General features: G+C 66.1%; 27 protein-coding genes and 3 other RNA genes. 23 read left to right on the forward strand and 7 right to left on the reverse strand.

What is annotated here, in order from left to right:
• Window positions 1-928 precede the first annotated feature (928 nt).
• From AB8735_RS12370 to AB8735_RS12400, 7 genes are all read right to left on the reverse strand, one after another.
• Window positions 929-1,930 carry a hypothetical protein gene (locus tag AB8735_RS12370; protein WP_372407211.1) on the reverse strand — a complete coding sequence of 334 codons (1,002 nt, stop codon included), beginning with the start codon at window positions 1,928-1,930 and terminating at the stop codon, window positions 929-931.
• Between the two features lie 137 nt (window positions 1,931-2,067).
• The gene (locus tag AB8735_RS12375; RefSeq protein WP_372407212.1) at window positions 2,068-2,325 is read right to left on the reverse strand and encodes a hypothetical protein; all 258 of its coding nucleotides are present in this window, start codon (window positions 2,323-2,325) and stop codon (window positions 2,068-2,070) included.
• Window positions 2,326-2,405: 80 nt separating this feature from the next.
• Window positions 2,406-2,771 carry a hypothetical protein gene (locus AB8735_RS12380; protein ID WP_372407214.1) on the reverse strand — a complete coding sequence of 122 codons (366 nt, stop codon included), beginning with the start codon at window positions 2,769-2,771 and terminating at the stop codon, window positions 2,406-2,408.
• 116 nt (window positions 2,772-2,887) lie between these two features.
• Complete coding sequence (locus AB8735_RS12385; RefSeq protein ID WP_372407215.1) at window positions 2,888-4,027, reverse strand: hypothetical protein; 1,140 nt, start codon at window positions 4,025-4,027, stop codon at window positions 2,888-2,890.
• Window positions 4,024-5,457, reverse strand: coding sequence for a phage portal protein (locus tag AB8735_RS12390; protein ID WP_372407217.1), 1,434 nt, complete (start codon window positions 5,455-5,457; stop codon window positions 4,024-4,026). Before AB8735_RS12390 ends, AB8735_RS12385 begins: the two co-directional genes overlap by 4 nt.
• Before the next feature lie 24 nt (window positions 5,458-5,481).
• Window positions 5,482-7,125 (reverse strand): terminase, encoded by a 1,644-nt coding sequence (locus AB8735_RS12395; protein ID WP_372407218.1) that lies wholly within the window; start codon window positions 7,123-7,125, stop codon window positions 5,482-5,484.
• Window positions 7,126-7,518: 393 nt separating this feature from the next.
• Window positions 7,519-7,944 (reverse strand): hypothetical protein, encoded by a 426-nt coding sequence (locus AB8735_RS12400; protein ID WP_372407220.1) that lies wholly within the window; start codon window positions 7,942-7,944, stop codon window positions 7,519-7,521.
• A gap of 732 nt (window positions 7,945-8,676) precedes the next feature.
• Here AB8735_RS12400 and AB8735_RS12405 point away from each other — a divergent pair.
• The 23 genes from AB8735_RS12405 (at window position 8,677) to AB8735_RS12515 (ending at window position 23,416) form a co-directional block, all read left to right on the forward strand.
• Complete coding sequence (locus AB8735_RS12405; RefSeq protein WP_372406756.1) at window positions 8,677-10,014, forward strand: IS630 family transposase; 1,338 nt, start codon at window positions 8,677-8,679, stop codon at window positions 10,012-10,014.
• A 51-nt stretch (window positions 10,015-10,065) separates the two neighbouring features.
• Window positions 10,066-11,025: a hypothetical protein gene (locus AB8735_RS12410; protein ID WP_372407222.1), complete on the forward strand. Its 960-nt coding sequence runs from the start codon at window positions 10,066-10,068 to the stop codon at window positions 11,023-11,025.
• Between the two features lie 30 nt (window positions 11,026-11,055).
• Window positions 11,056-11,850 carry a hypothetical protein gene (locus AB8735_RS12415; RefSeq protein WP_372407223.1) on the forward strand — a complete coding sequence of 265 codons (795 nt, stop codon included), beginning with the start codon at window positions 11,056-11,058 and terminating at the stop codon, window positions 11,848-11,850.
• A gap of 852 nt (window positions 11,851-12,702) precedes the next feature.
• On the forward strand, window positions 12,703-13,479 hold the full coding sequence (locus AB8735_RS12420; protein ID WP_372407224.1) for a hypothetical protein: 777 nt from the start codon (window positions 12,703-12,705) through the stop codon (window positions 13,477-13,479).
• Between the two features lie 1,010 nt (window positions 13,480-14,489).
• Entirely contained in the window at window positions 14,490-15,023 is a 534-nt protein-coding gene (locus AB8735_RS12425) for a hypothetical protein (RefSeq protein ID WP_372407225.1), read from the forward strand.
• Window positions 15,024-15,078: 55 nt separating this feature from the next.
• Window positions 15,079-15,165, forward strand: an RNA gene (locus AB8735_RS12430) — hammerhead ribozyme type II.
• 19 nt (window positions 15,166-15,184) lie between these two features.
• Window positions 15,185-15,577 (forward strand): hypothetical protein, encoded by a 393-nt coding sequence (locus AB8735_RS12435; RefSeq protein WP_372407226.1) that lies wholly within the window; start codon window positions 15,185-15,187, stop codon window positions 15,575-15,577.
• Window positions 15,574-15,777, forward strand: a complete 204-nt coding sequence (locus tag AB8735_RS12440) for a hypothetical protein (protein WP_372407227.1) — start codon at window positions 15,574-15,576, stop codon at window positions 15,775-15,777. Before AB8735_RS12435 ends, AB8735_RS12440 begins: the two co-directional genes overlap by 4 nt.
• Window positions 15,778-16,174: 397 nt before the next feature.
• The gene (locus tag AB8735_RS12445; RefSeq protein WP_372407228.1) at window positions 16,175-16,627 is read left to right on the forward strand and encodes a hypothetical protein; all 453 of its coding nucleotides are present in this window, start codon (window positions 16,175-16,177) and stop codon (window positions 16,625-16,627) included.
• A gap of 7 nt (window positions 16,628-16,634) precedes the next feature.
• Window positions 16,635-16,716, forward strand: an RNA gene (locus AB8735_RS12450) — hammerhead ribozyme type II.
• 20 nt (window positions 16,717-16,736) lie between these two features.
• Complete coding sequence (locus AB8735_RS12455) at window positions 16,737-17,240, forward strand: hypothetical protein (RefSeq protein ID WP_372407230.1); 504 nt, start codon at window positions 16,737-16,739, stop codon at window positions 17,238-17,240.
• 4 nt (window positions 17,241-17,244) lie between these two features.
• Window positions 17,245-17,307, forward strand: an RNA gene (locus AB8735_RS12460) — hammerhead ribozyme type II.
• 22 nt (window positions 17,308-17,329) lie between these two features.
• A complete protein-coding gene (locus AB8735_RS12465) occupies window positions 17,330-18,073 on the forward strand; it encodes a DUF2786 domain-containing protein (RefSeq protein ID WP_372407232.1) in 744 nt (247 codons plus the stop codon).
• A gap of 4 nt (window positions 18,074-18,077) precedes the next feature.
• A complete protein-coding gene (locus AB8735_RS12470; RefSeq protein ID WP_372407234.1) occupies window positions 18,078-18,296 on the forward strand; it encodes a hypothetical protein in 219 nt (72 codons plus the stop codon).
• 73 nt (window positions 18,297-18,369) lie between these two features.
• Entirely contained in the window at window positions 18,370-18,831 is a 462-nt protein-coding gene (locus AB8735_RS12475) for a hypothetical protein (RefSeq protein ID WP_372407235.1), read from the forward strand.
• A gap of 109 nt (window positions 18,832-18,940) precedes the next feature.
• A complete protein-coding gene (locus AB8735_RS12480; protein ID WP_372407237.1) occupies window positions 18,941-19,159 on the forward strand; it encodes a hypothetical protein in 219 nt (72 codons plus the stop codon).
• A gap of 151 nt (window positions 19,160-19,310) precedes the next feature.
• On the forward strand, window positions 19,311-19,739 hold the full coding sequence (locus AB8735_RS12485) for a hypothetical protein (protein WP_372407239.1): 429 nt from the start codon (window positions 19,311-19,313) through the stop codon (window positions 19,737-19,739).
• Window positions 19,739-21,685, forward strand: a complete 1,947-nt coding sequence (locus AB8735_RS12490) for a DNA cytosine methyltransferase (RefSeq protein WP_372407240.1) — start codon at window positions 19,739-19,741, stop codon at window positions 21,683-21,685. The genes AB8735_RS12485 and AB8735_RS12490 overlap by 1 nt, the downstream gene beginning before the upstream one ends.
• A gap of 27 nt (window positions 21,686-21,712) precedes the next feature.
• Entirely contained in the window at window positions 21,713-22,273 is a 561-nt protein-coding gene (locus AB8735_RS12495; RefSeq protein ID WP_372407242.1) for a hypothetical protein, read from the forward strand.
• Between the two features lie 52 nt (window positions 22,274-22,325).
• The gene (locus AB8735_RS12500; protein WP_372407243.1) at window positions 22,326-22,580 is read left to right on the forward strand and encodes a hypothetical protein; all 255 of its coding nucleotides are present in this window, start codon (window positions 22,326-22,328) and stop codon (window positions 22,578-22,580) included.
• Between the two features lie 32 nt (window positions 22,581-22,612).
• Window positions 22,613-23,005: a hypothetical protein gene (locus AB8735_RS12505; RefSeq protein ID WP_372407245.1), complete on the forward strand. Its 393-nt coding sequence runs from the start codon at window positions 22,613-22,615 to the stop codon at window positions 23,003-23,005.
• A gap of 13 nt (window positions 23,006-23,018) precedes the next feature.
• Entirely contained in the window at window positions 23,019-23,255 is a 237-nt protein-coding gene (locus tag AB8735_RS12510) for a hypothetical protein (protein ID WP_372407246.1), read from the forward strand.
• Window positions 23,189-23,416, forward strand: a complete 228-nt coding sequence (locus AB8735_RS12515; protein ID WP_372407247.1) for a helix-turn-helix domain-containing protein — start codon at window positions 23,189-23,191, stop codon at window positions 23,414-23,416. Before AB8735_RS12510 ends, AB8735_RS12515 begins: the two co-directional genes overlap by 67 nt.
• The last annotated feature ends 134 nt before the right edge of the window (window positions 23,417-23,550 follow it).

Genomic DNA, 23,550 nt, shown 5'->3' on the forward strand with positions numbered 1-23,550 from the left:
CCGCTGCCTGACGACGCCCGCTCGCCAGGACCCAGCTAAGTGGTGGTCTCAGGTGAGTAGTCGATTCGACGACAATGTCGCCCCCGAAATGATGGACCTGGTTGTTCCGGTAAGGCCCGGAATGTCGGTCACGGCTTTGGCTTTCAAGACCGATCGGGCACCGTATGTTGTCTCCGTGTCTAACGGCGGGACCACTGAGCGGGATGTCCCCATTCGCTCTGGTACGCGCACTCGTAGTGCAACTCGGCATGAACTGTTGAGATTTCTCGTCCCCGCCGCAACCGTCCCTGAATGCACTGCGGCCAGTTGCAGGATCCAGTTTGTCACGCTGAGAGGCAAAGATGATTGCTTCCTGTTTGGGTCCTGTGAGGTTTTGTTCGAGCTGTCGCCGAATCAGTCAGCATTCATCCCAGGATTCGGGATGGGGGCGATTCTTGAGATCTTCGACCAAGATGGCACGGCTGCCGATAGGGCCCCTCTCAAGGTTAAGCAGCCGGATCCCTATTCTCGTGAGACGGACACTACTGGTGTCGCCTGGAGTGGAGATGGCCTCCGTCTTCAAGGTCCAGCGGCTGTGAGCTTTACCCTTCGGGAAGCCGGTAGAGATGCTACAACGTGGATAGACGAGTGGATAGGCGAACGGGAGTCACTCGGGTCTGCGGAGCTAACGCTTACGCTCAAAGTGGCTGGAGCGCTGCGGAGAACTCAATTGCACTTTCCGCTGGAGCTTCATTGGAGTGCCAATATGTCTCGTCGCGGGTGGGATCTGACCGCAACCTATCGAAAGTCTTGAAAATGGGTCTTACGTGGTGATCCTGAGGAACTACAGGAGGTCTGGGGGTAAAAGGCCGAGTAGTTACAGTACGTGCTCGGGCTGGTGCTTCTGCGCTGGGCAGGGGGACACGTCCTCTGCCCAGCTGTAAGCAGGTCAGGAGTTGGCGGGGTCAGTCTCGGCCTTCATGCCGGACGGCGTCCACACCTTGGCGTCGGAGACCCCGGTGATCTTCGCGAGCTCGGATGCCGCCTCAGGGTAGTCGCTGCGGCCGTCGAGCGTGAGCCTGATTCCGCGGACGAAGTGCTCCCCGGAGGAGATGATCTCCTTCTCGTTCTTCTCGTCCCAGCCGACGAGAACGTCCGTCACGCTGCGGAAGCCGTTGTAGACGTTGACGACCGAGCGGTCCTGGAGATAGAGCGAGTCGTAGTCCCGGATCCAGCGAAGCGCCAGACCCTCAAAGGACGTTGTGGCGCCGTACGGGACGGACTGCGGTACGGCCGGGGCACCGGACAGGAAGATGAAGCCGGAGCTGGCGAAGGCATACGCGGAGTCCGAGGGGATCGTCTGGTCGACGACGATACGGAAACCGTATCGCTCGCCGATCGTCGCGGTCCGCAGGACGGAATCGGCAATGGAATCACCGACGTTGCTGGCGAGGTTCAGCTTGTCGTCGGCGAGAAGTGCCGACTCGAAGTCGGAACCGACCAGCAGATAGCGCGACTCGTCCGGCGCGTGGAACGCATTCAGCACACGACGGGCCTCGATCAGTGCACCGCGAAGGTTCTGCGCGGCCTTGCCGATGGTGACGTTGTACTGCTGGCTCGTGAGCGTCTTCACCGCGCGCCGCTGGAGACCGCGCCCTACGGCCCTGACCTGCGGACGAAGCAGTCTCGACCACTCCGTGATGTCGAAGTGGTTCTGCTCGTCCGTCAGCTTGACGGCGCTGTAGGAGTTGCCGCCGAAGGAGACGGCGATCTTGCGTTCGGCGTATTCGTCGAACTGGATGGGCGTCGAACGGTCGTTGCGCCACGCGTAGTCATGGAAGGGAAGAATTCCTTCCACACGCATACTGATGGTGTCGTTGTCGGCGCCCTTGAACTGGTCAATGCCGTGCCGCTGGAAAAGGGAGGGAACCAGGAGTTCCTGCTCCAGCATGCCGATCGCGGTGTTGACCAGCTTCTGAGGCTTTACAACCTGGTGCTGTGGAGTAGGCAAAGGGGAATGTGCTCCGGGGTAAAAATTCCCCGGACGCGGCCGGGGGAAGGTTCTTCGGGGTTACATGCCGGTCGGCGTCAGAGACGGATCGAGGTCCCGGTGCTCACGTCGTAGTAGGCGACTTGGCGGTCACGTCTCGCGGCTTTCCGCGCCGAGGCGGAATCCGGGTAGTGCCGCGAGAGATCGAGATAGACCCACGGGCCGTCGACCCATGCGCCGAAATAGAGGCGCTGGCTGTGCACGACGTCCGCGTAACGGGCCTGGTAGGCCCGGAGGTCGGCCTCGGTGAAATGTGCTGCGGGAAGGGTGAGTTCGGATCCGTGGACGGAGACCATGAAGCCTGCGGTCGGAGGGGGCCGTCCTGGTGCCCAGGTGGCGCCGCCCGCGTCGAGGATCTCCGGGGGGCCGGGGCAGGTCAGAGGCGCTTGCTCCTCCGGGCCAGGACGCGCGGGTCCATCTCGCCGTCGTCCTCGTCAGCGGGGTTCAGACCTCCGCCGAGGGACTGCGGTGTCGGTGGCGCGAGGAGGGCCTGAAGCGTCTTCGCGTCGGCCTCCAGTTCTTCAACGGTCGAACCGCGCAGCCGGGCGGACAGCGCCTCGGGCAGCTCGAACCGGCGGGCCACCTGGGAGACCACGAGGGAATGCTCCAGCTCGGCGTTCTGCGCCTTGACCTCGGCGAGCGCGGCCTCGAACTCCTCCGGACTCTTGGCCTCGGTCAGCCGCGTCTCAGCGTCACGCAGGCGTGTGCGGTACGACGCAGCCTCAGCACGAGCCTTCGACAACTCCTTACGGGCCCAGTGGGGGAGTTCACCCTCCGGGGATGCCTGCGGCGCCTCTTCGCGCGGTTCGTCGGCGGGCTTGGTCTCGTCGGTCGGGTCAGTGTTCTTCTCGGACAGGGTTACGCCTCCTGGGCTGTGGCCGTGGACTGCCGCGCCTCCTGGGCTGCGGCCTTGTGCGCTTCGCGCTGCTTGTGGCGGATGAAGCGCCGCCAGGCGCTGACAGCGGACTTGCCGCTCAGGCCCTTGGTGACCTGGGGCCACAGGGCCTCGTACTCGCGGGACAGGGCGGTCAACTCGGAGCCCTGGTACTGCTGCATGGAGAAGACCGGGGCCGCGTAGCAGTGACAGTGGTCGTGGTAGCGGTCGCCGTCCGCGAACGTGGCGGACTCGCGGGACTTGTAGACCGGGCCGCGGCTGATGAGCATGGCGCACCAGCCACACGGAGTGCCGGACCGAGAGAGCCGTACGTACCCCAGAGCCCGGCGGTCCCGCCGCATGTGGTTCCAGGTGGTCGACCGGCCGCCGTTCATGGCGACCCGGGATGCGGCCCCGGCCTGCTGGGCGCCCGCCTGACGGTGGGCGTCCTCGCGCTGCCGGTCGACGACCTCGGCGGCCTGCTGGCGGTCGATCTTGTTCAGGCGCTGGTCGAGGTTGCGGCGGCCGAGCGCGTCGAGGACCGTGCGGAGTTCCTCCTCGGCCTCCCGCTCGATCCGTTCCTCGTCCTCGCGGAGCCCTTCGAGCTCCTCGACGAGGATCTTCTCCCAGTCCTCCGCGTCGTCGTCGAGCCCGTGGTGTTCCTCGGGGTGCGGCGCCTCCTGGGCGTCGCCCTCGTCGGGACGGGGTTCGTCGGCGTCGCTGTCCGGCGGGGCTTCCGGCCGGCCTGTGGAAGACGACCGAGCCGAGTCCGCGGTGGGCGGCTCGTACGTACCGGCCAGTGCGGCGAACTCCCTCCGGAGATCGCCGAGCGTGATGTGGGACGGCTCGGGGTGGTACGGGTCGGCCACCGTCGTGCCGGTCTGGAGCGCGCGGGCCAGCCGGTAGTAGGCCCTGGCGAGATCACGCCCCATGCGCCTGCGGCTCATCACCAGCGTGATCGCCCTGCGGAGCCATCCCGACGCAGTGGCCGCGCGCTGGGCGGGCGGGACCTCCGACCACAGCGCGAGGGCCTCGGCCGTGGCCTCTGCTCCGATCTGGCTGAACGCGACGTGGAACGCCTGCGCAGCGCGATCAGCGTCGGCCTGGCGAGCTGTCCCCGTCATGCCGCCACCGCCGTCGAGGGGCTGGCCGGCTCAGGGGTCGCCCGCTGCAAGGCGGTGGCCAACTGACCGATGGAATCGTCCTCTTCGGCCTTCTGCTCCCAGTCCTCCAGCTCGGTCTGAGTCACGCCGGGCACGCGAGCCCACAACCCGCGGGCCGGGATGTCGAGTTGGGTGCGGAGCTTGCCCAGGGCATCGGCGGACTGGGCCAGGCTGCGGGACTCCATGTCGCGCCAGATGACCTCGCCCTGGTGGTCGTCCGCCGAGGAGGCGTGACCGGACAGCTCCGCCGCCAGCCGGAAGACCCTCTCCCAGCTTTCACCGAAACTGGTCCTGAATTCCAATATCTTGCGGTTCAGGGCGGTTTCCGCTGCAAGGAGGGCCTCCGCCGAGAGGTTGGCGATCTGCCCCAGCATGAAGTGCGGCGGGGTCTGGCTGACGGCGGCGAGCTGCCGGGTCGACATCTCCACCGACTCGATGAACCCCTGCAACGGGGTCTCGTCCAGAGACCCGAAGCGGACATCTGGATCTTCTGCGAACAGAAAACGTCGGTTGTTGTGGTTGATTCGCAATGGGACTGGATTGCCCAGTTCGTCGAGAACCGGCTCGCCGGTCTCCGGGTCGCGCTGGATCGGCGGACCCATGCCGGAGACCGTTCTGACCTTCGTGCTGCCGTAGGACTGCGCGAGCAGGAGATCAAACACCGTTTGATTGATGCGGTCCTGGAGGCGGATCATCGGCTCGACCACGCCGAGGGTGCGCCCTTCCAGGTCCACGCTCGCGGCGAACCTGGTCACGGGGCATGCGCTGGCGCCGTGCCGCCGTGCGTCGGAGACGACGACGCTCTTCGGATCGTCCAGCGACAGGAACCGGACCGTGTACTCGGCGCGCGCGTCCCACAGCCGGGCCCGGCCGGCACTGTCCGCCGACGGCCAGGTGGTGACCGACAGGGCGGCGTGCGGCGTGTCGTCGTTGGCCGCGTCCTCGAAGAGCGCGCTCGTCCGCAGCGCGGACAGGCCCTTCGTGCGGACGTGCCCTGTACGGGACTTCTCGGTGACGGTGAAGGAGTGCCCATAGCTGAGGGCACCCCGGTACACCGCGGCCTGCCGGGCGTCGAGCCGCGAGCGCTGCCAGTGCGACCACTCGGCCGTGGCGCTCTCGGTGGCGGGAAGGCCGCCGTCCGCGCCGCCGGGGCGGAACCCGTCGACGTAGAGGGCCTGGGCCGGAGCATCGACCAGCAGGGGTAGCCAGTTGGAGACCGAACGGCCTGCCAGCAGCCGGTACTCGTCGTCCGCCTGCGGCGGCATATAGGGGTCGTCGTGCTTGCCGTGGAGGTAGTCGTCGATCCGCTTCAACCGGCCGCCGTCCCGGGACAGGATGGCGAGGAGCTGCCGCGCGAGCGCGGTGGGCGACGGGGAGTCTGCCGAACTCAAACTTGCTAAGGTCTCGCAATCGGGTCAGAGGAAAAAGCCCCGGCCGGTGCGCTGGCGGACCTTCTTGCCGCGGGCCCGCAGGTCGACGAGGGCCTCGTGCGCGAGCATCAGCGCGGCGTAGATGTCCACCTTCCGGGGCGACTCGCGGCTCTCCTTGCCGAAGCTGATGCCGTGGTTGTTCGTGCGACGGCGCGCGTTGAGCACGTGGCGGCGCAGGGCGCGGTCGCCGTCGTGGACGAGCTTGCGGTCGAAGATCGACCGCATCAGCCGCTCGTGCGCGAGGGTCGACGACTTCAGCGACGCCCTCATGTCCCAGCCGATCGCGTCCCGGCCGTGCGGCGACCGCACCGCCAGGCCCTCGCCGTAGGCGTCGGACCACTCGGAGATGTACGACTCCCACAGCGCAACGTCCGCGTACATAGCGCGGACGTTGAAGTTCCGGAAGGCGTCGTGGACCGCGCTGTCGACCTCGACCCGAGGGACCTGCCAGCCGTCACCGCGCGGGCCGTCCGGCTTCTCCCACAGGCCCAGCACGCACGCGTACATATCGCTGACGCGCAGAGCGCACAAGGCTGTGCTGTCGTCCTTCAGGCCGCCATCGAAGCCCAGGACGATCTCGTCGCCAGGCTGCAAGGTCTTGGTGTCATCCCGCAGGACGTCCCACTCGGCTGGTCCATAGATCGCATCCTCTTCGGCGACGATCTGGTTCAGCCACATGCGGCGGCTGCGCGAGGGAGCGATCGTCGTGTCCAGGATGGACTGGAGGATCGTCTCCACCCTCAACCAGGTCGCGTCACCACGGATCTTCGGCAGGACGATGCGGATCGCCTCAGGCGTCAGGGGAGTTGCAGGGTGCGCCTCGATCGAGTCGTACAGGAAGCCCACGTCAGCCGCCCGGCCTTCGAGGATCTTCTCGTACGCCTCGCGCATTCGCTCGGCCACGGAATCTTCACTGGGAAGGTAGGCGTTCGTGATCGCCAGATACCGCGAGTCCTTCTTTGTCGCGTTACCGTCGATCGTCTCGTACATGCGGTCGCCGTTGTTACCGGTCACCCAGTGGTGCGTCTCGTTGAGCACTGTGAACGTGACTCGGCCGCCTTCCAGCGCGCGGAAGGAGCTGGTGACTGCTTCGAGCCTTTGCCGGCCGCCGTTCGCACGGATCAGCTCGGCCCCGGCCTTGATGCCGTATGTCTGGATGAGTTTGTCGCTCATGAGGCTCGGCATCAGCGTCATCGTGTTGCGGGTCTGGTCGCGACTGACGGCCGCGACCTGTACCCATGCCTGGGGGTGAGCGACGCCGACCGGCTGCTCGTCCGGTCCCCAGTGCGCGAAGCGGCTAGGGCCGACGAACTCGACGAGCGAGATCACCGCCAAGAGCGGGTCCTTGCCCCAGCCCTTGAGCCTCTGCAACACGCCCTTGCGGTAGATGAAACGGCCGCTCGCGTCAACCGCGTACCACCACAAGACGATGCGGAGCTGCTCGCGTGTGAAGCGCCAGGGCCCGCCACTCTCGGCGTTGAGGAACTCGGCACACCAGCCGGATATCTGCCAGCCGAGCGTGTGCTCGGGAAGCTTCCAGGAGCCGTCCTGCTCGCGCGCCCAGGTGGGGCCGAGGAGCGACGGTTCTAGGCCCTCGATCTCTTCAAGCGAGAGGGTAATGAAGTCCACCTCCCCCGGTTCTCAAGACAGGAGACGCCGAGGCCCGGTACTCTCAAATCGACCTGTAAAGCTGTGTAGTTGCCGCCTGAGATCGGGGGCGGGCCTGCAACGAGAGGGTTGTCTTCCGGAGAAGGGGTCCCGGGAGGCCCTCCTGGTGGCTCGCACCCCTCTCTTGAAAGGCGCTATATGGAACTAGCGGGTTGGGTGACTGTCGCCGTGGCCTCGGTTGCGGGAGGTGTTGCCGCTATTGGGCACCTCTTTGACCAGGTACCGGCGCTGTCACAGAAGATGATCACGGTAATTCGCTCTGTTCGCGCGGTGCGCGATGAAGTGAAGCGGGGCGGCACCAAGTGATCGCTGCCGCACCAGGCCGACCCCTACCGCCTGGTGCGGCCACGATCTTCAGTCCAGTCCAAGATCCCGCTTATAGTCCGCGATGGCGAGTACAGCCGCGGACTGCTCTTCCGCCTCGGGCTCGTGCAGCTCGATGCGCACCCGGCGCCGGTCGCCCTCGGCGACGAGGAGTCGCTCGAAGGCCGAATAGATGGTCTGGAGCATCTGGCCCGACCTTTTGGTGGATCGCTTGTAGTGCGAGAGGTCGTCACAGAGGCTGAACGCGAAGGCCCAGTCCGACTGTTGATAGAAATCGGACTGACCGGACGTCTCCAGGGAATCCCAGAGCCGCCGGGCAATCGGATGCCAATCTCCATCGGGGTCAGGGACGGTGACGTCGCGGGCGACGCCCTTCGTCACCGGCTGGACCTCGCGGCCTTTGCGTTCACGGGGGCGGGCGAGATCCGCCTCGCGGGCAGGCACGGGGCCGGGCACTCGCCCACCTCCTCGAAGTCAGGGGCCCCGAGGCCGAGAGAGGACCTCGGGGCCGGCGCGGCTCGACGAGCAACGGCTCGGAGCTCTGCGCGGTCACCGCAGACCGGGATGCGTCTCGGTCCGGCGGAACTTGGCGTCGTGACGGCGGCGAGCGGCTGCCCTTGCCCTCCCGCCCTCGCGGGAGGACTTGACCCGGTGATGCCACCCGCAGAGCGACGTCAGGTTGGCCTCTCGGTGGTCGTCACCGGGTCGTACGTGGTCCACGTCGGTGGCCGGCTCGGCACACCGCACGCCGTGTTGGTCTCTGGCTGTGCACTGGCGGCCGTCCCGGCGCAGGACACGGAGCCTGATCTGCAGCCAGTTCGACGGCAGGCGGAGGCGCCGGTCAGACGTAGTCCACGACATGAGCCTCCTACGCCAACCGCAACGGCGAAGGAGCTTCATCACGTGGCCCCCTACCGGGGGCCCAGGGGGCGATGAACGTAGTCCTTCAAGCCTTCTACCTATATGTACGGAGCGAGGGCCGGAATCCGGAAAGCAGGCTTGAGTGATGCCCGTCACCTCCGCGGGCGGGCTGAGGGGAGGTGATCAAGGTGGACACGAAGTCAAAGTATCGCGTAAGTTGCGCAACGCAGTGCAAACAAGTGACCCCGGCAGCGTTGGAGCGCTCCGGGGTCCGTCACCTAGTGTGATGCGCCAGAAATCAGAGGCGTAAGTGGCTAGGGTTTTCTCATGTCACCAGGGCCTCGTGCTGTTGAAATTGTGTTGTCCGCTGAGGAGTTCACGGAGCTGACGCGGTGGGCCGACGGGGCGGCAGGGGCGCGTCTGGCGGAACGGGCGCGGATTGTCCTGGCCTGCGCCGAGGGGCTGCCGACCGTGCGTGTGGCGGCGAAGCTCGGCGTGACGGCGGACACGGTCCGCAAGTGGCGAACACGGTTCGCTGAGCGGCGGATGGATGCTCTGACGGACGCGCCGCGGCCGGGCCGGCGCAAGGCGGGACTGGTCCTGACCGACGAGGAGCATGTCCAGCTGACGCGCTGGGCGAGGCGGGCGAAGACCGCGCAGTACCTCGCTCTGCGCGCGAAGATCGTGCTGCGGTGCGCGGAAGGCGGGACGAACAAGCAGGTCGCCGCCGAGCTGGGCATTGCCCATGCGACGGTGAACCGCTGGCGGTCCCGCTTCATCGCCCGCCGTCTGGACGGACTGGCGGACGAGCCGCGCGTGGGCCGTCCGCCGTCGATCCTGCTGGACCAGGTCGAGGACGTCCTCGTGGCGACGCTGGAGTCCACGCCCGGCCGGGACACGCACTGGTCGCGGGCCTCCATGGCGAAGCACTCGGGCCTGTCGAAGTCGACGGTCGGGCGGATCTGGAAGCGGTTCGATCTCAAGCCACACTTGCAGGACACCTTCAAGCTCTCCACCGACCCGCAGTTCGTCGCCAAGGTCGTCGACGTCGTCGGCCTGTACCACCACCCGCCCGAGAAGGCGGTAGTGCTGTGCGTGGACGAGAAGAGCCAGATCCAGGCTCTGGACCGTTCCCAGCCGGTCCTGCCGATGATGCCGGGGATGCCCGAGCGGCGTACCCACGACTACTTCCGGCACGGCATCACCAGCCTGTTCGCCGCCTTCAACATCGCCGACGGCACCGTCATATCGGAACTCCACCGCCGTCACCGGGCCATCGAGTTCAAGAAGTTCCTGGTCACGATCGACAAGGCAGTGCCGCGCGAACTCGATGTGCACCTGGTATGCGACAACTACGCCACCCACAACACCCCCGAGATCAGGACGTGGCTGGGCCGGCATCCCCGCTTCCACGTGCACTTCACCCCCACCGGTTCCTCCTGGCTCAACCAAGTGGAGCGGTGGTTCGGCCTGCTGACCGACAAACTCATCCGCCGCGGTGTCCACCGCTCTGTGAAGGCCCTGGAAGACGACATCAGGGCATGGATCGAGACGTGGAACGAGAACCCACGGCCCTTCACCTGGACCAAGACCGCCGACGAGATCCTCAACTCGCTCGCGGACTACCTCGCGAAGATCGCCCCGCCCGACACCAAGACTCCCTAGCCACTTACGCCTCTGATTTCTGGCGCATCACACTAGAGGAGCTGTCTCTAGATGCGAGTGCATCGTAACCGGCACGACCGTGCCTTCGTTGTCGTGCCCAACGCCGCAGCCCGGCACAGCCAGCTCTCCCTGGCCGCCGTCGGTCTCCTCGTGCGTCTCCTGTCCATGCCGGACGGCGCCAAGGCCACCATCGACAGCGTGACCGAGCAGGTAGAGGAAGGCCGGCGCGCCGTCTCCAAGGCGTTCGCAGCCCTGGAAACCGCGGGCTATCTGCGCCGCGAGCGCGCCCAGGACCCGGAGACCGGCCTGTGGGGCACCCAGACCCACATCTCCGATCTGCCGATGGACCGGATCCCGACGGTCGGTGCCCCGAAGGATCGGACCGTCGGTGCTCTTCCCCAGAGGGAAAAGAACCAGGAGAAGAACCTCCTCCGCCCCGAGCCTGTCTCTGGCGCCGATGGCGAGACCTTGACTCAGGCGGTCGAGGAGGAGGGGGAGATCCCCCAGGACAAGCAGAGCCAAGGCGCCTCCGACAAGACCGCAGTCGGCCGCGCCGCCGCGTGCCTGGGCAAGCTCGGCTCGACCGACCGGCGCCTCGGCCTCGGTACCGCCGATGTGCTCCGCCTCGCCCCCCTCGCCGCCGAATGGCTCACCGACGGCCACAGCGAGCTCAAGCTCCTCACCGTCCTGACCGCCCGCCTCCCCGAACAGGTCGACGCCCCGGCCGCCCTGATCTCCTACCGCCTGAAGAACCACCGCCCCAGCAAGCCGAAGCCCAAGCCGGCCCCGGCGCCGCGGTTCTTCTGCCAGGACTGCGCAGCCCCCTTCCCCGCCGGAGTCGCCGCCACGACCTGCAAGCAGTGCGCCTCGGCCACCGCGGAGCCGAGCTCCGCCGGAGAGCCCGCTCCGGTCAGCCCCGAGGCCGCCGAGCTGCTGGCCGCCATCAGGCAACGCCGCGCCACCGACACCTTCACGCACGGTGCCAAGTCGCGCTTTCGCGCCGCCGCCTGACCTGCCAGCGCTCGAACTCGGAGAAGCACCATGTCCAACCTGCAAATGCCCTGGTACGGGCGCCTCATGCTGACCGCTGGCAGCCCGTTCGTCCTCGTCGCTGTCCTCGTCATGTCCGTACCGGGCGAAGTCCGCATGGCAGAGATCGCCGGATGGCACGGCTGGGTCACCTGGCTCATGCCGGCCGGAGTCTCCGCCTACGCCGCGTGCGCCGCCGTCATCGCGGAACAACGCCGCCGCCTGAAGCTCCCCGGAGTCATCACTGCCACGATCGGCGCCGCAGCAGCTCTTGCCCTGGCACTGTCGATGCAGGTCGTGTCACACCTGATAGACCAGGGCTACGTGGCACCATCCGCCATCCTCGTGGCAACGGTCTCCGCCGTCCCGCCACTGGTCGTGGCGCACATGCTGCATATGGCAGCCATGCCTGCGGCCCAGATCACTGCCACCGAACAGATGCGACAGCTCGAAGAGATGGCCGTTGACCTGGCGGGCGAGCTGGCAGAGGCCCTCGACCTGGCAGGCCGACAGCTCGTGTCCATGAGCCACGGCATCGTCAACGAATATGGGCAGTTGGCGGGCGCCGCCGAGGAGTTGGCAACGGAGACCGGTGAGGGACTCGATGAGCGTGACGAGGAGCTGGCAGAGCCGAAGGCCCGGCGGCAGGGTGGCGCCAAGAAGGCCGTCCCCCTCGACGTTGTCAAGGAGACCGTCGCCGCCATGAAGGCCGAAGGTGCCAAGGTCACGGGCCAGACACTGGCAAAGCGCCTCGGCTGTTCAGTCCGCTCCGGGTACCGATACGTCAGTCAGGCCCAAGTGGCCTAGCAGCGAGGGATCTTTGGGCTGTCAGATGTCGTGACCGGACTGAAGTAGCGGCGTGGAACCCAGAGGTTGTAATTGGCGAGCCTCAGCCAGTCGTTTCCACTCGGGTCCTTGGCAAAGCATGAGAACTCGTAGCTGTTCGCCCCAAATAGTCGAACGCTGCTGAGTACCAAGGAAGGCCCGCCTGGTCGCCCTGCCGGACGGAGGCCCTGTGTTTCCTCCCCTTGAAGGAAGAGGGTGTACGTCTTTGGTGCGTTGGTAGCTGGGTCGAAACACATGTGGTACGCGTATGCGCCAACCGATATAAGCACAGAGAGCGTCATCCCGGCTGCGAGTAGGCGGGCCCTCGTCGCGTCACTGTCGGCGACGAGAGCCTTCTCTGCGATGACAACCAGAACCGCCACTGCGAGGCCGAGTAGGACCGCGACAGGGAGAGGGATGTCTGCGGCCCCACGGACGATGCCCGCTCCTGTGCCGATCAGTCCGAGACCAATGACCGCTGTATCGCGGCGGACTGGCGAAGAAAGAAAGCGCCTACCTGCTTCGACGACGCGATTCCAGATCGAGGTAGGAGACTGGCCTGGGGGAGGATCGCCCCCTGCAGTGCTCTGGTTTCCATTCACACTAGTTGCCACTTCCGCCTCCACGGCTTGTTTAGGGAACCCTGGTGTACCAGTCAGGGGAACGGAGGCGGGAATGATAACGTCATCTCGGTCAGCTCTAGGCAGGTTTGACGAAGTGCGGGCCAGTGCAGGCAGTCGCTCGTCAACTTTCATGGAAGATGTTGACTCGCGCGGGTGATGTGATGGCAAGTGACTGCCACCCCCAGCGCTACTAGTGCTTTAATCGGCCCCCGTGATGTCTGTGGCTACGGGTTGGTACGACTCTGGTTTCTGGAAGATCGCTGTGCCGGCGGCGTGCTCGCTTGCTTCAGCCGCTATTGGAGTGTGGGGCGGACGGCGCTTGGCGTATCCGAAGCGGCGCTTGATCTATTGCCGACGCAAGAACATCTCACTCCTGAATGCTTCCGACCAAGCAGCGAACGCGCTCAACGTAACGCATGGCGGTATTGCACTCCAGCGCCCCCGCATTGTAGAGGTCGAACTCAAGAACGTGGGCCGTCAGGACATCGCCGCAACAGCCTTTCATGACTCGGACCCGGTCACATTCGACCTAGGGGCGATGGCTGTCGCAGTCCTTGACGCGCAATCGTATCCACAGACAACTACGGCCCCGAAAGTGAATACCTCTGGCCAAGTGCTTGAGGTGCTTCCATGCCGCTTGGCGCGCAAGCAAGTTGTCGTCTACTCCGTCCTTGTGGATGGCCCACTAGCCGAACTCGGCTGCCGATCCTCGTTGATCGATATTGATGTAATCGAGGAAGCTGCGGTCGATGAGGAAGCCCGACACGCTCGCAGTGCGCGGCTGCTGCGAGTAAAGCTGGTGGCTGCTTTCGTGATATTCGCGTTCTCCTTCTCGGCGATCTACATTCAAGCCATCACGAGCAGCAATGAGAAGATCCTTGATCGGGAAAGCGTTATCAGGCAACTTGAGGACTGTCGACGACTTGAGAAGGAAAAACCAGGCATCGATTTCGGCTCCACCTGCCCCCCTATTCGGTACAGACGGTGACGCTTGCTCTGCGGCTACAAACCCTGGAACCGTGGCAACTTTCGAGCGGCTAAGACATGGCGGTCGGCTTCGCGTCGTACCGGGGGTCACCCCCCACACCCCCTAAGAGGAACCGCGCGCGTACGTCGCGCACCGACGCACACCCCCCGCACCCCCCAAGGCGGACAGACCGCGATTGCGAGACTTGCGCAAGGTCGCCGACCCGTGCCAAGATCGACCCCGTCGCCGAGACCGGCCAGCCGCAAGGCAGGCGGGACAAGACGACAGGCGGGAAGCGAGAGCGGACCGCCAGCCAGTCGAAGCGAACGCGAGACTTGCGCAAGACGGAGCCGATCAACTACGGTCGGAGCCACGCCGAACCGGACAGTCGAGACCGGGCCGCATGAAGCGGCGCCGCCAACTGTCCGCCAGGCGCCGCAAGTTCGAGCGAATGCGAGACCTTGGCGAAACGGTGAAGATCCGCTAGGGTCGGAACCGCCGCAAGGCAGACAAGCCGAGCGAACATGACCATCACGCCAGCATCCGAGCATCGGGTGCCCCACCTCGGGGGAGACCGGGGGCCGCCCCGCGAAGCGAGCTGTCGCAGGAAGATCGGCAAGGCCAGCGCGAGAAGCGAAGGCCGACGTGCTGCGAGCGCTCCGAGTGCGCTGAACTCGGGCCCGGCCATTCGGTATCGGCCGGGGGCAGCCGGACCAGGGCCACCCTGAGAGGGGTGGTACAGAAAGGCACTGCCCGATCCTTGAGAACTGAACAGTGCGAATGGTGCGGCGCCACCCTCGAATGCCCATATGGGGCGGGGTGGTTGGCTGCACCGGATCGAAGAGAAGCGACGGCGCAAATGCCGCCCGACACATTGCCTAGATCGAACGTGTTGCACCCGCCGGACCCTCGGGTCCGGTGGGGTGCTGCGACTCAAGCGAGCCCGTCTCGCTTGGGTGGCAGCACCCCATCAAGAGGTGGGGTGCACGAGCTGGCCGGCCTTGGGCCGAGCCTTGTCGAAAAGAGGACACATGTCTACGTTCAAGTCTGTTCACGTCAGCCTCGCGAAGAAGGCGGACGCGGCGTCTGGGCTGCCTCTCTTGGAGATGGTGCGCAATCTGGAGTCACGTCTCTTCGAGGTGGCCCGCGAGAAGGACCAATTGGCCCGCCATGCCCGGAGCCTCGAAGCGGCCATCCACTCGAAGTGCGCGGCGATCGACGGCCTGTTGGCTCAGCGAGACCTCCTGTCCAATGAACTGGGGCAGCTGAAAGGTGCCGTGCGCGACTGCATGCAGGAGGTGTTCGAAGACGGTGACATCGACCGTGATGCGGCGGACAGGATGCTGGAGAAGCTCGATCTCCGTCCGCTCGGTCACACGTACCGGACCGAGGTGACGTTCGGGGTGACCCTGGAGGGCCTCCGCCGGGAGGACGGCGAGCCGATTCACCGCAGCGATCTGCGCGAGTTGCTGGAGGCTCATGTGCGGGGGAAGGGCGTGGAGTTCGACTCCATGGAGTTCGACATCCAGGTAGATGACCACGACCTGAACGTGGTCTCTTTCTAGCCCCGATTGCGAGACCTTAGCTAAATGGCAGTGAGCGTCAAAGCTGCTGCCGACGTGGCGAAACACCCGGCTGCTGCACGCCAGCAGTCGGCCGGGTGTCGTGCCCGGAGTGGTGTCCGGGACCTGACGATGCCAGCCGCATTGATGCAGATAGGAGACACATGTCTGCCGCACAGAAGGTGCAGCTCGACGAGCTGGCCGACTACGTGGCCCCTCCGTTCGTCGGCCCGTGCACGGTCAGGGTGACCGTCTGGCACGGCGGAAGGACGTACACGGAAAACCCGTGGATCCGGGGAGGTTGGGAGACCTCTCCCGAGCTGCTCGCCGAGTTCGAAATGCGCAAGGTCGTGCGCTCCGTCGAGACGAACATCCGCCTTCGCCGACAGCCCGAGGTCCGTCATCCGATCTCGCTCGCCGTGTGGGGCGAGGACGGCGGGGCTGCCTCGTACCTCCGGGCCGTGCCGTCGGAGTTCGGCTCCTGCTACGTCTGGGAGCACAACGGGACGCGAGTCCTGGAATCCACCCAGCCCCGCAACCGGAGCGTGGGCGCATGACCGTGAGCGTCGTCGCGCCCAGCGAGGCCGCGTACTGCCTCTTCCTGATCGTCGGTAAGGGCGACCGCGTATCGGGGACAGAGACGGACTATGTCTGGCTCTACCTGACGGATGAGCCTGCCCATATCGGGGATTTCGTTCCAGCGGGTTGGTATCTGCTGGCGGACGAATCCACGTGGTTGGAGGGGCGCAATGTCTGAGTCCATCGTCCTCCCGAAGATGAGCCGACTTCCGAAGCGCCCATACCGATGGGACGACGCTCGCTCATCATCGCTAGCAGTGTGCGCTGAACAAGCCAAACCGGTACTTGCCCGGGACATCAAGGGCGCGTACTTGGTAATCGGCTACGCCACAGAGCCGTCGTCCCGACGACCCGATCCCTGGCGTGTTGGTCGCGTGCTGATCAGAACCAATAAGCCCGACTCGGGAACTCAGATCAAAGTCTTCTTCCCCGGCGAGTGCGTTATATGGGAAGGCGATCCGTCCACGCCTATCGCGGTGTACCGCGCATGACCGCCCGACCTTCCCTCTCTGAACTGCCGTCCCTCCCGAACCCCTCTGTGGGAGGGACGGCTCCCGAACGCGAACGGACGTCACATGCGAATTCCCTTCATCGGTGCTGCCCTTGAACGCCGCAGGGCCCGCCGAGAACTGATCAGATGCGCCCACCACGACTACTTCCGTCTTCTCTCCGAGAACGAGGGCCTTCGCGAAGAGCTGGCCGCCACCCGCAAGACCGCCCTTGAAGTCGCCGACCGTGCCACGGAGATCCAGGTCTACACGCTGGAGGTCGAGTCGGCCGCCAAGGACCTGGCCAATGCCTTGGGCGCCGTCGGGTCATCGAATGACCTGGCGGCCTCCCTGACCTGCCCAGAAGTGGATGCCCTTGCCAGGCTGCTGGCTGCCGTGGGCAGGCCCGATCTCGCGCTGAAGTGGCTGGAGGATCACGCCAACACCCAGGACGAGGAAGAGGACGGGCATGTCCACGGCCTCGACGACGAGGGCAAGCGCGTCGACCTGACCGCCTACCTCACGAACCTGACTGCATAACCCTGCTTGGCGAAACGCACACCCCTGCCCTCGGCCGGCGTGTGCGTCGTGAGGGAGTGGTGTCCCTCGCCTGACGATGCCAGCCGTCATCGCAATGGAAGTGAGTCACATGGATTCCCAGACCTTCGCGCTCAACTGCACGAAGCTGGTGGAGGTGTATGGCCGAGAGATCGACCGTGCACTTCGAATAGATGCGGAAAAGCACGAGAACCTTGTTATCAAAATGCGCAAGGTGCGCCGGGAGTTGGAGACCTGTCACGGTCCGCGCGTACATGGGTTGATCCAGTCTGCTTCCGAAGTCGCCACAGAACTGCGCAACGCCCGGCAGTGGCTCAAGGAAGGCAGAGCAACGAACAGCGGAGATATGCCGATCTGGTTCGTTGTCGTTTGCGCCGAGCCCGTAGTGAAGGCGCTCATCCGGCAGCGCAACCGGGATGAATTCAGCCTGGCAAACCTTCACGGGGAGCTCGCCGAGAGCTCTGGATACGCCCGTGAATACCTGATCTCCTGCGCCAAGTTCGCCCGGCATCAGATCGAATCCCTCGACGATGCCATGCATTGGCTGAAGTCCCTCCAGGAGACCAGCGTTGAGCGCCCTTCCGGGGCCGCGTGACGCTCGGCGAAACCCCTTCGGGGGTCGGGGCGGGGTGGTGCCCGTCCCCTGACGATGCCAGCCAGCATCAAGAACGGAATCAGGTGCACATGAACAGCGACGAGCAGTCCAAGATGCTCGCGAAGGTCCGCGCCATCCTGGCCAAGGCGGAAGACCCTGCCGCTTCCCCGCTGGAGGCTGAGGCGTACTTCGGGAAGGCCGCCAGCTTGATGGCGAAGTACGGCATCGAGCGCGCCATGCTCGCCGAGACGAAGCCGGAAACTGACAAGCTCACGAGCCGCATCGTGATCGTGAAGGGCTCGTACCTCCTCGACCGGACGGCCCTCCTCACGTCGATAACCCATGCCCTGGGCGGCAAGACCGTCCGGTGGCGGGCCTACGACTGGACGTCGGACAAGTACGTCCAGCAGGTCAAGCTCTACGGCTACGAGTCCATGCTCGACCGCGCGGAAATGTTGTACACCTCGCTCCTGCTCCAGGCGTTCAACGGGATGAAGCAGGCCAAGCCCGCGTGGGGTGAGTCCACCGCCTCGTTTCGCAAGTCCTGGCTCAGCGGCTTCCGCGTCGCTGTGGCCAACCGACTGACCGAGGCGGACCAGGCAGCTGTGGAGGAGGCCAATCGCGAGATCGGGCGTCGCCCCGCCGAACTCGTCCTCGCCACCCGCGAGAAGAAGGTCGAGGCCCTCTTCAAGGCGGAAAACCCGAAGACCCGCTCCGCCCCCAAGCGCCGACTGACCGGCACGGGCTGGTCTGAGGGCAACAAGGCGGGCAAGGCGGCCGACCTGGGCGGGGCACAGGTGGGCTCCGGCCGGCGTACGGCTCTGGCCGGGTGATCGCGTGATCAGCGAAGACTGGGCGGGCGAACGGGCCGTCATCAAGGCGGACATGCTCCACGCCGTGACGCTCGACTTCCGCGCGTACGTGGCCTACCTAGGCGCCTACGGAGCCAAGCTCCGCGCCCTGGCCGCCGGGCACCCGCACCCCGACGAGGCGTTCCACGCCTTCCGGGCCTACGCCGACAAGGCGCTGTCGAACGCCTACGGCTCCGGCGCCTGACCATCCCCTTTCTCTCTTCGGGCCGCCCTGCCGTCGGGCGGGGCGGCCCCCCTGCTCCGAAGGCATGACTCACATGCGTACCTACCACCCGCGCAACGTCCTGCGGCACTTCGCCGGACGCTCCGACATACCTGATCACGCCACGTCGATGGCCGACGCAAGGATCGCGCTCTGTATCGCCTCCGGGGTGGCCCTGGAGGACATCGATCCGGCCTCCGGCTACGACCGCTCCCGCCATTCGTACGACCGAGTGCGGTCCTCGTGGATCGACAGCATGAGGCAGCACGGCATCAGCCCGTACTACGACGTCCCGCGGATGGAAAAGGTGTACACCCGCTGGGCCGAGAAGCGACCGGAGTTCACCGCCGGGGACGACTGGCTCACGGCCGGCCGCGAAGCCCACGCGGAGTTCGTCAAGGGGCACGGGCATCCGTGTCGCGTCTCCGACTGCGTGGTCCATGCCCTGACCGACTACGAGGCACAGCTCGTCGACGAACTCCTCGAACTGCTCGGCATCGAGGGCACCAGCCGATGAACGACCGCAACACCGAGCCCTGCGTCGAGTGCGGGATCACCCCCGAGCTCCTGGACGAGGACCTGACGTGCGGCCCTTGCCGCATCCGTATCTACCGAGGAGCCGCAGCATGAAGTCCACCTTGGTGACCGTCTACTTCGAGGTTGAAGAGATCGCCACGTGCGCCGTCGAAGCAGAGGTGGAAGTGCCCGCCGACATCGCCGATGACGACGATGCACTCCAGGCGTGGTTGGAGGACAACGAACGCTCCTGGGTGGACCAGATCGACCCGATGTCTCAGGAAGTCTCCGAACGAACCGTGCTCGACGTGTACGGCACGGACGTCTGAGCACGGCCGACTGCTGAGGAGCCCGCCCCCTGGCCGGAGAGGGCCAAGGGGCGGGCGGACAAGACGGACCCCGGTGGTGAGCCGGAGCCGGGGCGGGACGAATCCCGCCCCCTGACGATGCCAGCCAGCATCAATCACCGGAAGGATACCCATGACCTGCATGACCAGCCCCGCCGGTGCTCTCGTCCGCGCGGACAAACAGCACCTCATGGCCGCCTACGACCGCGCCGCCACGCGCAGCAACACGGCCTGGCGCCTCTACTGCGAAGCCGAGGAGAACATGGCGCTCGTCGTGCTGCCTCTCATCGTGCAGGCCGTCCGTCGGGAACACCCCGATGCCGACGCGCTGGAGTTGCAGGAGGACCAGGACGACAACCGGCTCTACCCGGTAGCGGTCCACCTCTCCGATGGCACCACCGTAGACACGGACTGCTCCGACCCGACCGACGGGTGGGCGGGCCGCCTGCACACCGACTACAGCCGCGTGTGGCTCGGTCGCATGCACCGCATGCGGAACACCTCCACGGGTGTCGTCAGCTACGTCCTCGCTGTCGGCGGATTCCGCTCCGAGTGCTGCTGATGTCCACTGCCCTCCTCGAACGAAACGTCGCGGATGACCACCCCGTCGGCGACATCGAACTCGGCTCGATGTCCGCTGCGGAGCTCGAAGCGCTCGCCGCCCCCTGGCCCGTGCGCTGGCTCTTCCCGCCAGGCCCCGACGATGCCGACCGCGTCGTCTACCTCTTCAGCGGGCCTGGCGGCCTGGAGGTCGGCATCCGCGATGTACTCGGATGCGATCTCGATGTCATCGGCGTCGAAATCGACAAGGACGCCTCTGCGACAGCTACCGCGGCGGGCTTCCAGCGGATCGTCGCCGACGTCCGCAGCCTCGACCCGAACCACCGCGCGTTGCGGTGGACCCGTGGCCTGGTCGTCACGGCCCCATGCCAGCCCTGGACACCGGCGGGCAAGCGTGCCGGCCTCAACCCCCGCAACCAAGAGCTGTTCCTCGACATGCTCACCTGCGCGTGGGAGGCCACCGTCGGCGTCTGGGAGGAAGACTTCTGCGCCGAGGACTGCACCAGCGACTGCCCTGACTGCCCGTATGGCTGGTCCGGCCCCATCTACGGCATCGACGAAGTCCGGGCCATGGCCAAGGACTTGACCGACGAGCGGATTGGGCTCCTTGCCGAAGTCGTGATCTGGGGCCTCGCGCTGTCCGTGGCGTCGGACGGATTCTCGTGGGTCGCCATGGAACAGTCCTCGGCGCTCCCTGAAGTCGTCACCGAGGGCATACGTGCCGAGTTCCGGTGCGCCGACTGGCTGTCCGTGGACTTCCAGGTCCTCGACTCCGTGAACTACGGGCTCGCCAGCCGCCGGAAGCGCTCCTTCATGCTCGCGGCCCGAAACCGGTACCTCAACTGGGCGATGACGAAGCCCAAGACCGAAATCCCCAGCAGGACGGCCGCGCAGGCGCTCGGCTGGCCCGAAGGGATCCGGGTCAACACCCGGGGCGTGCGAAAGACGGCCGGAGGGAACTGCTGGTCGGCGGACCGGCCAGCCACCGCGATCACCTCGAAGATCCGAGGCTGGTACTGGGAGACGGCCCCGGACCGCCGCTTCTCCCTCGACGAGGCCGGTTTGCTGGTCGGCTTCGCGCCCGGCTACCCGTGGACCGGAACGCGATCCAGTTGCACCCGACAGATCGGCGACGTCGTGGCCCCGCCCATGGGAGCCCCGCTGATCGGCACGCTGCTCAACCAGCCGTGGGAAGAACAGCTCCGCGACTACCTGACCAAGATCTACGAGGAGACCAGAATGACCACCGAGACCGCCGTCGAAGTGGACACCGGATACGGGACCGTGGCTGTACGCCGCGTGGCGAGCGACGGCGTACCCGAGAACGAACGGGCCTGGACCGCCTCGTACGAGGTCACCGGATCACGCATCAAGGGACTCGTCCACATCAAACCGCAGCTGAGGAGAGGCGACGACTTCGAACTCCTGCCCACGCAGGTTGAGGTGACCATGAGCTCGGGCCGGTACTCCCGGACGCGAGGCGCCACGTTCTCCGTCAACGGGGTTGAGCTCGACGAGACATGGCTGTCCCGGATCAGCGAGCCGAGCGACGCCGACCGGTTCACTTTCTGGCGGCAGAACGACAGCCGCAACTTCCGCCGGACGGAGCTGTCCAGCGCCGGAAGTGCGCGAGCTCGCGCCGGACTCCGAGCGATCCTCCAGGTCCACTTCGCCGATGACCTGCTCGTGCACGAGCACACGGTCGCACTCGCCAAGGCCCGCAACCGCAGCCGCACCGCGGAGACGCTCCGCGAGCTGGAGCAGCGGATCGCTGAGGCCGAAGAGTTGGAGGCCGTGATCGAGGGGCTCCGTCACCGGCTCGGCGTCCTCGGCGACCTGGACGAGATGGCCGCCGCCCTCCGGCCGGCCACCCCGGAGGACCCGCGCACCGGAACAGTCAAGATCGGCCCCCGTGTGCCCGCCTCTCAGCTGGCGCAGGCGGCGTAACCGCACCTAGCAGAAACGGAAGTCACCATGACGCACATCATCGGCCTGGCGGGCGCCGCCCGCTCCGGGAAGGACACGGCCGCCCTGGCGCTGGTCGAGACAGGATGGCAGCGCAAGGCGTTCGCCGACGCCGTCCGGGAGTTCCTGTACGGGATGAACCCCTGGTTGCCCGAGGACCCCATCGACGGCTCGTACCTCCTCGCAGAGGAGGTGGACCGGTACGGGTGGGAGCAGGTGAAGAAGGACCACCCGGTGGTCCGGGAGTACCTCCAGCGCTGCGGCACAGAAGCCGGCCGCCGGGTGCTCGGTGAGGACGTCTGGGTCAACGCCCTCGTCCGGGACTACGAGACCTGGGACCAGCCGACCGTCATCACCGACGTACGGTTCCCCAACGAGGCCGAGGCGATCAAGCAGCGCGGCGGCCTGGTGGTGCAGATCGTCAGGCCGGGCCAAGCGCTCATCGACCGGTCCGACCACATCAGCGAGAACGCCCTCGCCGACTGGGAGTTCGACGCGACGATCCTCAACACCTCCGTGGAGGGCCTGCGGGCGAGCATCAAGGCCCTCACCGAGCCCCGAATGCGATAGTTGCGCACACTCCAATAATTGCGTAACTTTGACTTTGGAAAGGGAGAACCTCTTGAGCACCACCACGGACATGTCGGCCGAGAACCTCGTCGCCGAACTGCGCCGCATCGTCGACGACATCGAGAACCTCTACAAGAAGCAGGCCGCCGAGCTCGCCGAACGGTGGGGCGAGGACGGAGACGTCCCCGTCAAGGAGCTCCCCGACTACGACCAACTGCTCGACAGCCAGGTCGGCGAGGACTCCGGCAAGCTCAGCGAGGTTCATCGCCGCCTCGCCAAGCTGATCGAGCCCCCGGCGGCAACGTGAGGATCACTCCCCGCCGGGAGGAGATCGACGCCGTGAAGGCGATCTTGGAGGACCCCACCTTCGAGAGCGCCGACCAGATGGCCAAGGCCGTCATCAAGGAGGTCGCCGAGATCCTCCAGATGCGCGACTGGGTGGCCCTCGTCCACACCTGGGCGGACGGCCACCGCGGCCTCAACTTCGCACCGTTCGGGAACAGCGCGGAGGCCGAAGCCTTCGCCAAACGCATGGCCTTCGGCGGCACCGGACGCCTCGTCCGGCTCCACAGCCCCGGCGTGTTGCTCGCCAACACCACCGGCAAGAAGGGCTGGAAGGGCTACTGCCTGCACCCCGAGTGCGGCCACGCCCCCTTCACCCACTCCGCTGCCACGGCAGCACGAGGCGCCTGCCAGATACCCACCTGCCCGTGCAACGGGTTCCAGAAATAGCCCAGGAGAAACCATGTCGATCAAGGCTCTCGACTTCAGGACCTGCGAGTGCGGCGCCAAGCGCGCGTACGAAGACCACAGGGCAGCCGAAAGAGCCCTCGGCCGGGTCCAGGCCAAAAGGCACCGGGCTGGCGACCGCCGGGGCACCCGACGCGGCCTCGCCTGCGAGAACCGCATCTACCGGTGCGAGTTCGGCATGCATCACCTGACGTCGCAGAGCCGCGCCGACTACTCCGGGGCCGCCGCTTGAAGCTCCTCACCCTCGACGAAGTAGCTGCCCACCTCGACAAGCCGAGGAGCTGGGTCTACGGCAACTGGCGACGCGCCGAAATTCCCTTCCGTCGCATCGGAAACCAGCTCCGATGCCGTCCTACCGATCTCGAAAAGTGGATCGACCGGCAGATGCCCTGAACCTGCCGGGATCCCCCATTGACCTGTAACCGAGGAACGGAGCCACATGGCAGTCAGCAAGCGCTGCAAGTGCGCCTGTCTGTGTGCTGTGAAGTGCAGACACAAGAATCCATCGAAGTGCCCCTGCCGGGGAC

Origin of the sequence: Streptomyces luteireticuli (assembly GCF_041519305.1) — a bacterium.
GTDB classification, from domain to species: Bacteria; Actinomycetota; Actinomycetes; order Streptomycetales; family Streptomycetaceae; genus Streptomyces; species Streptomyces luteireticuli.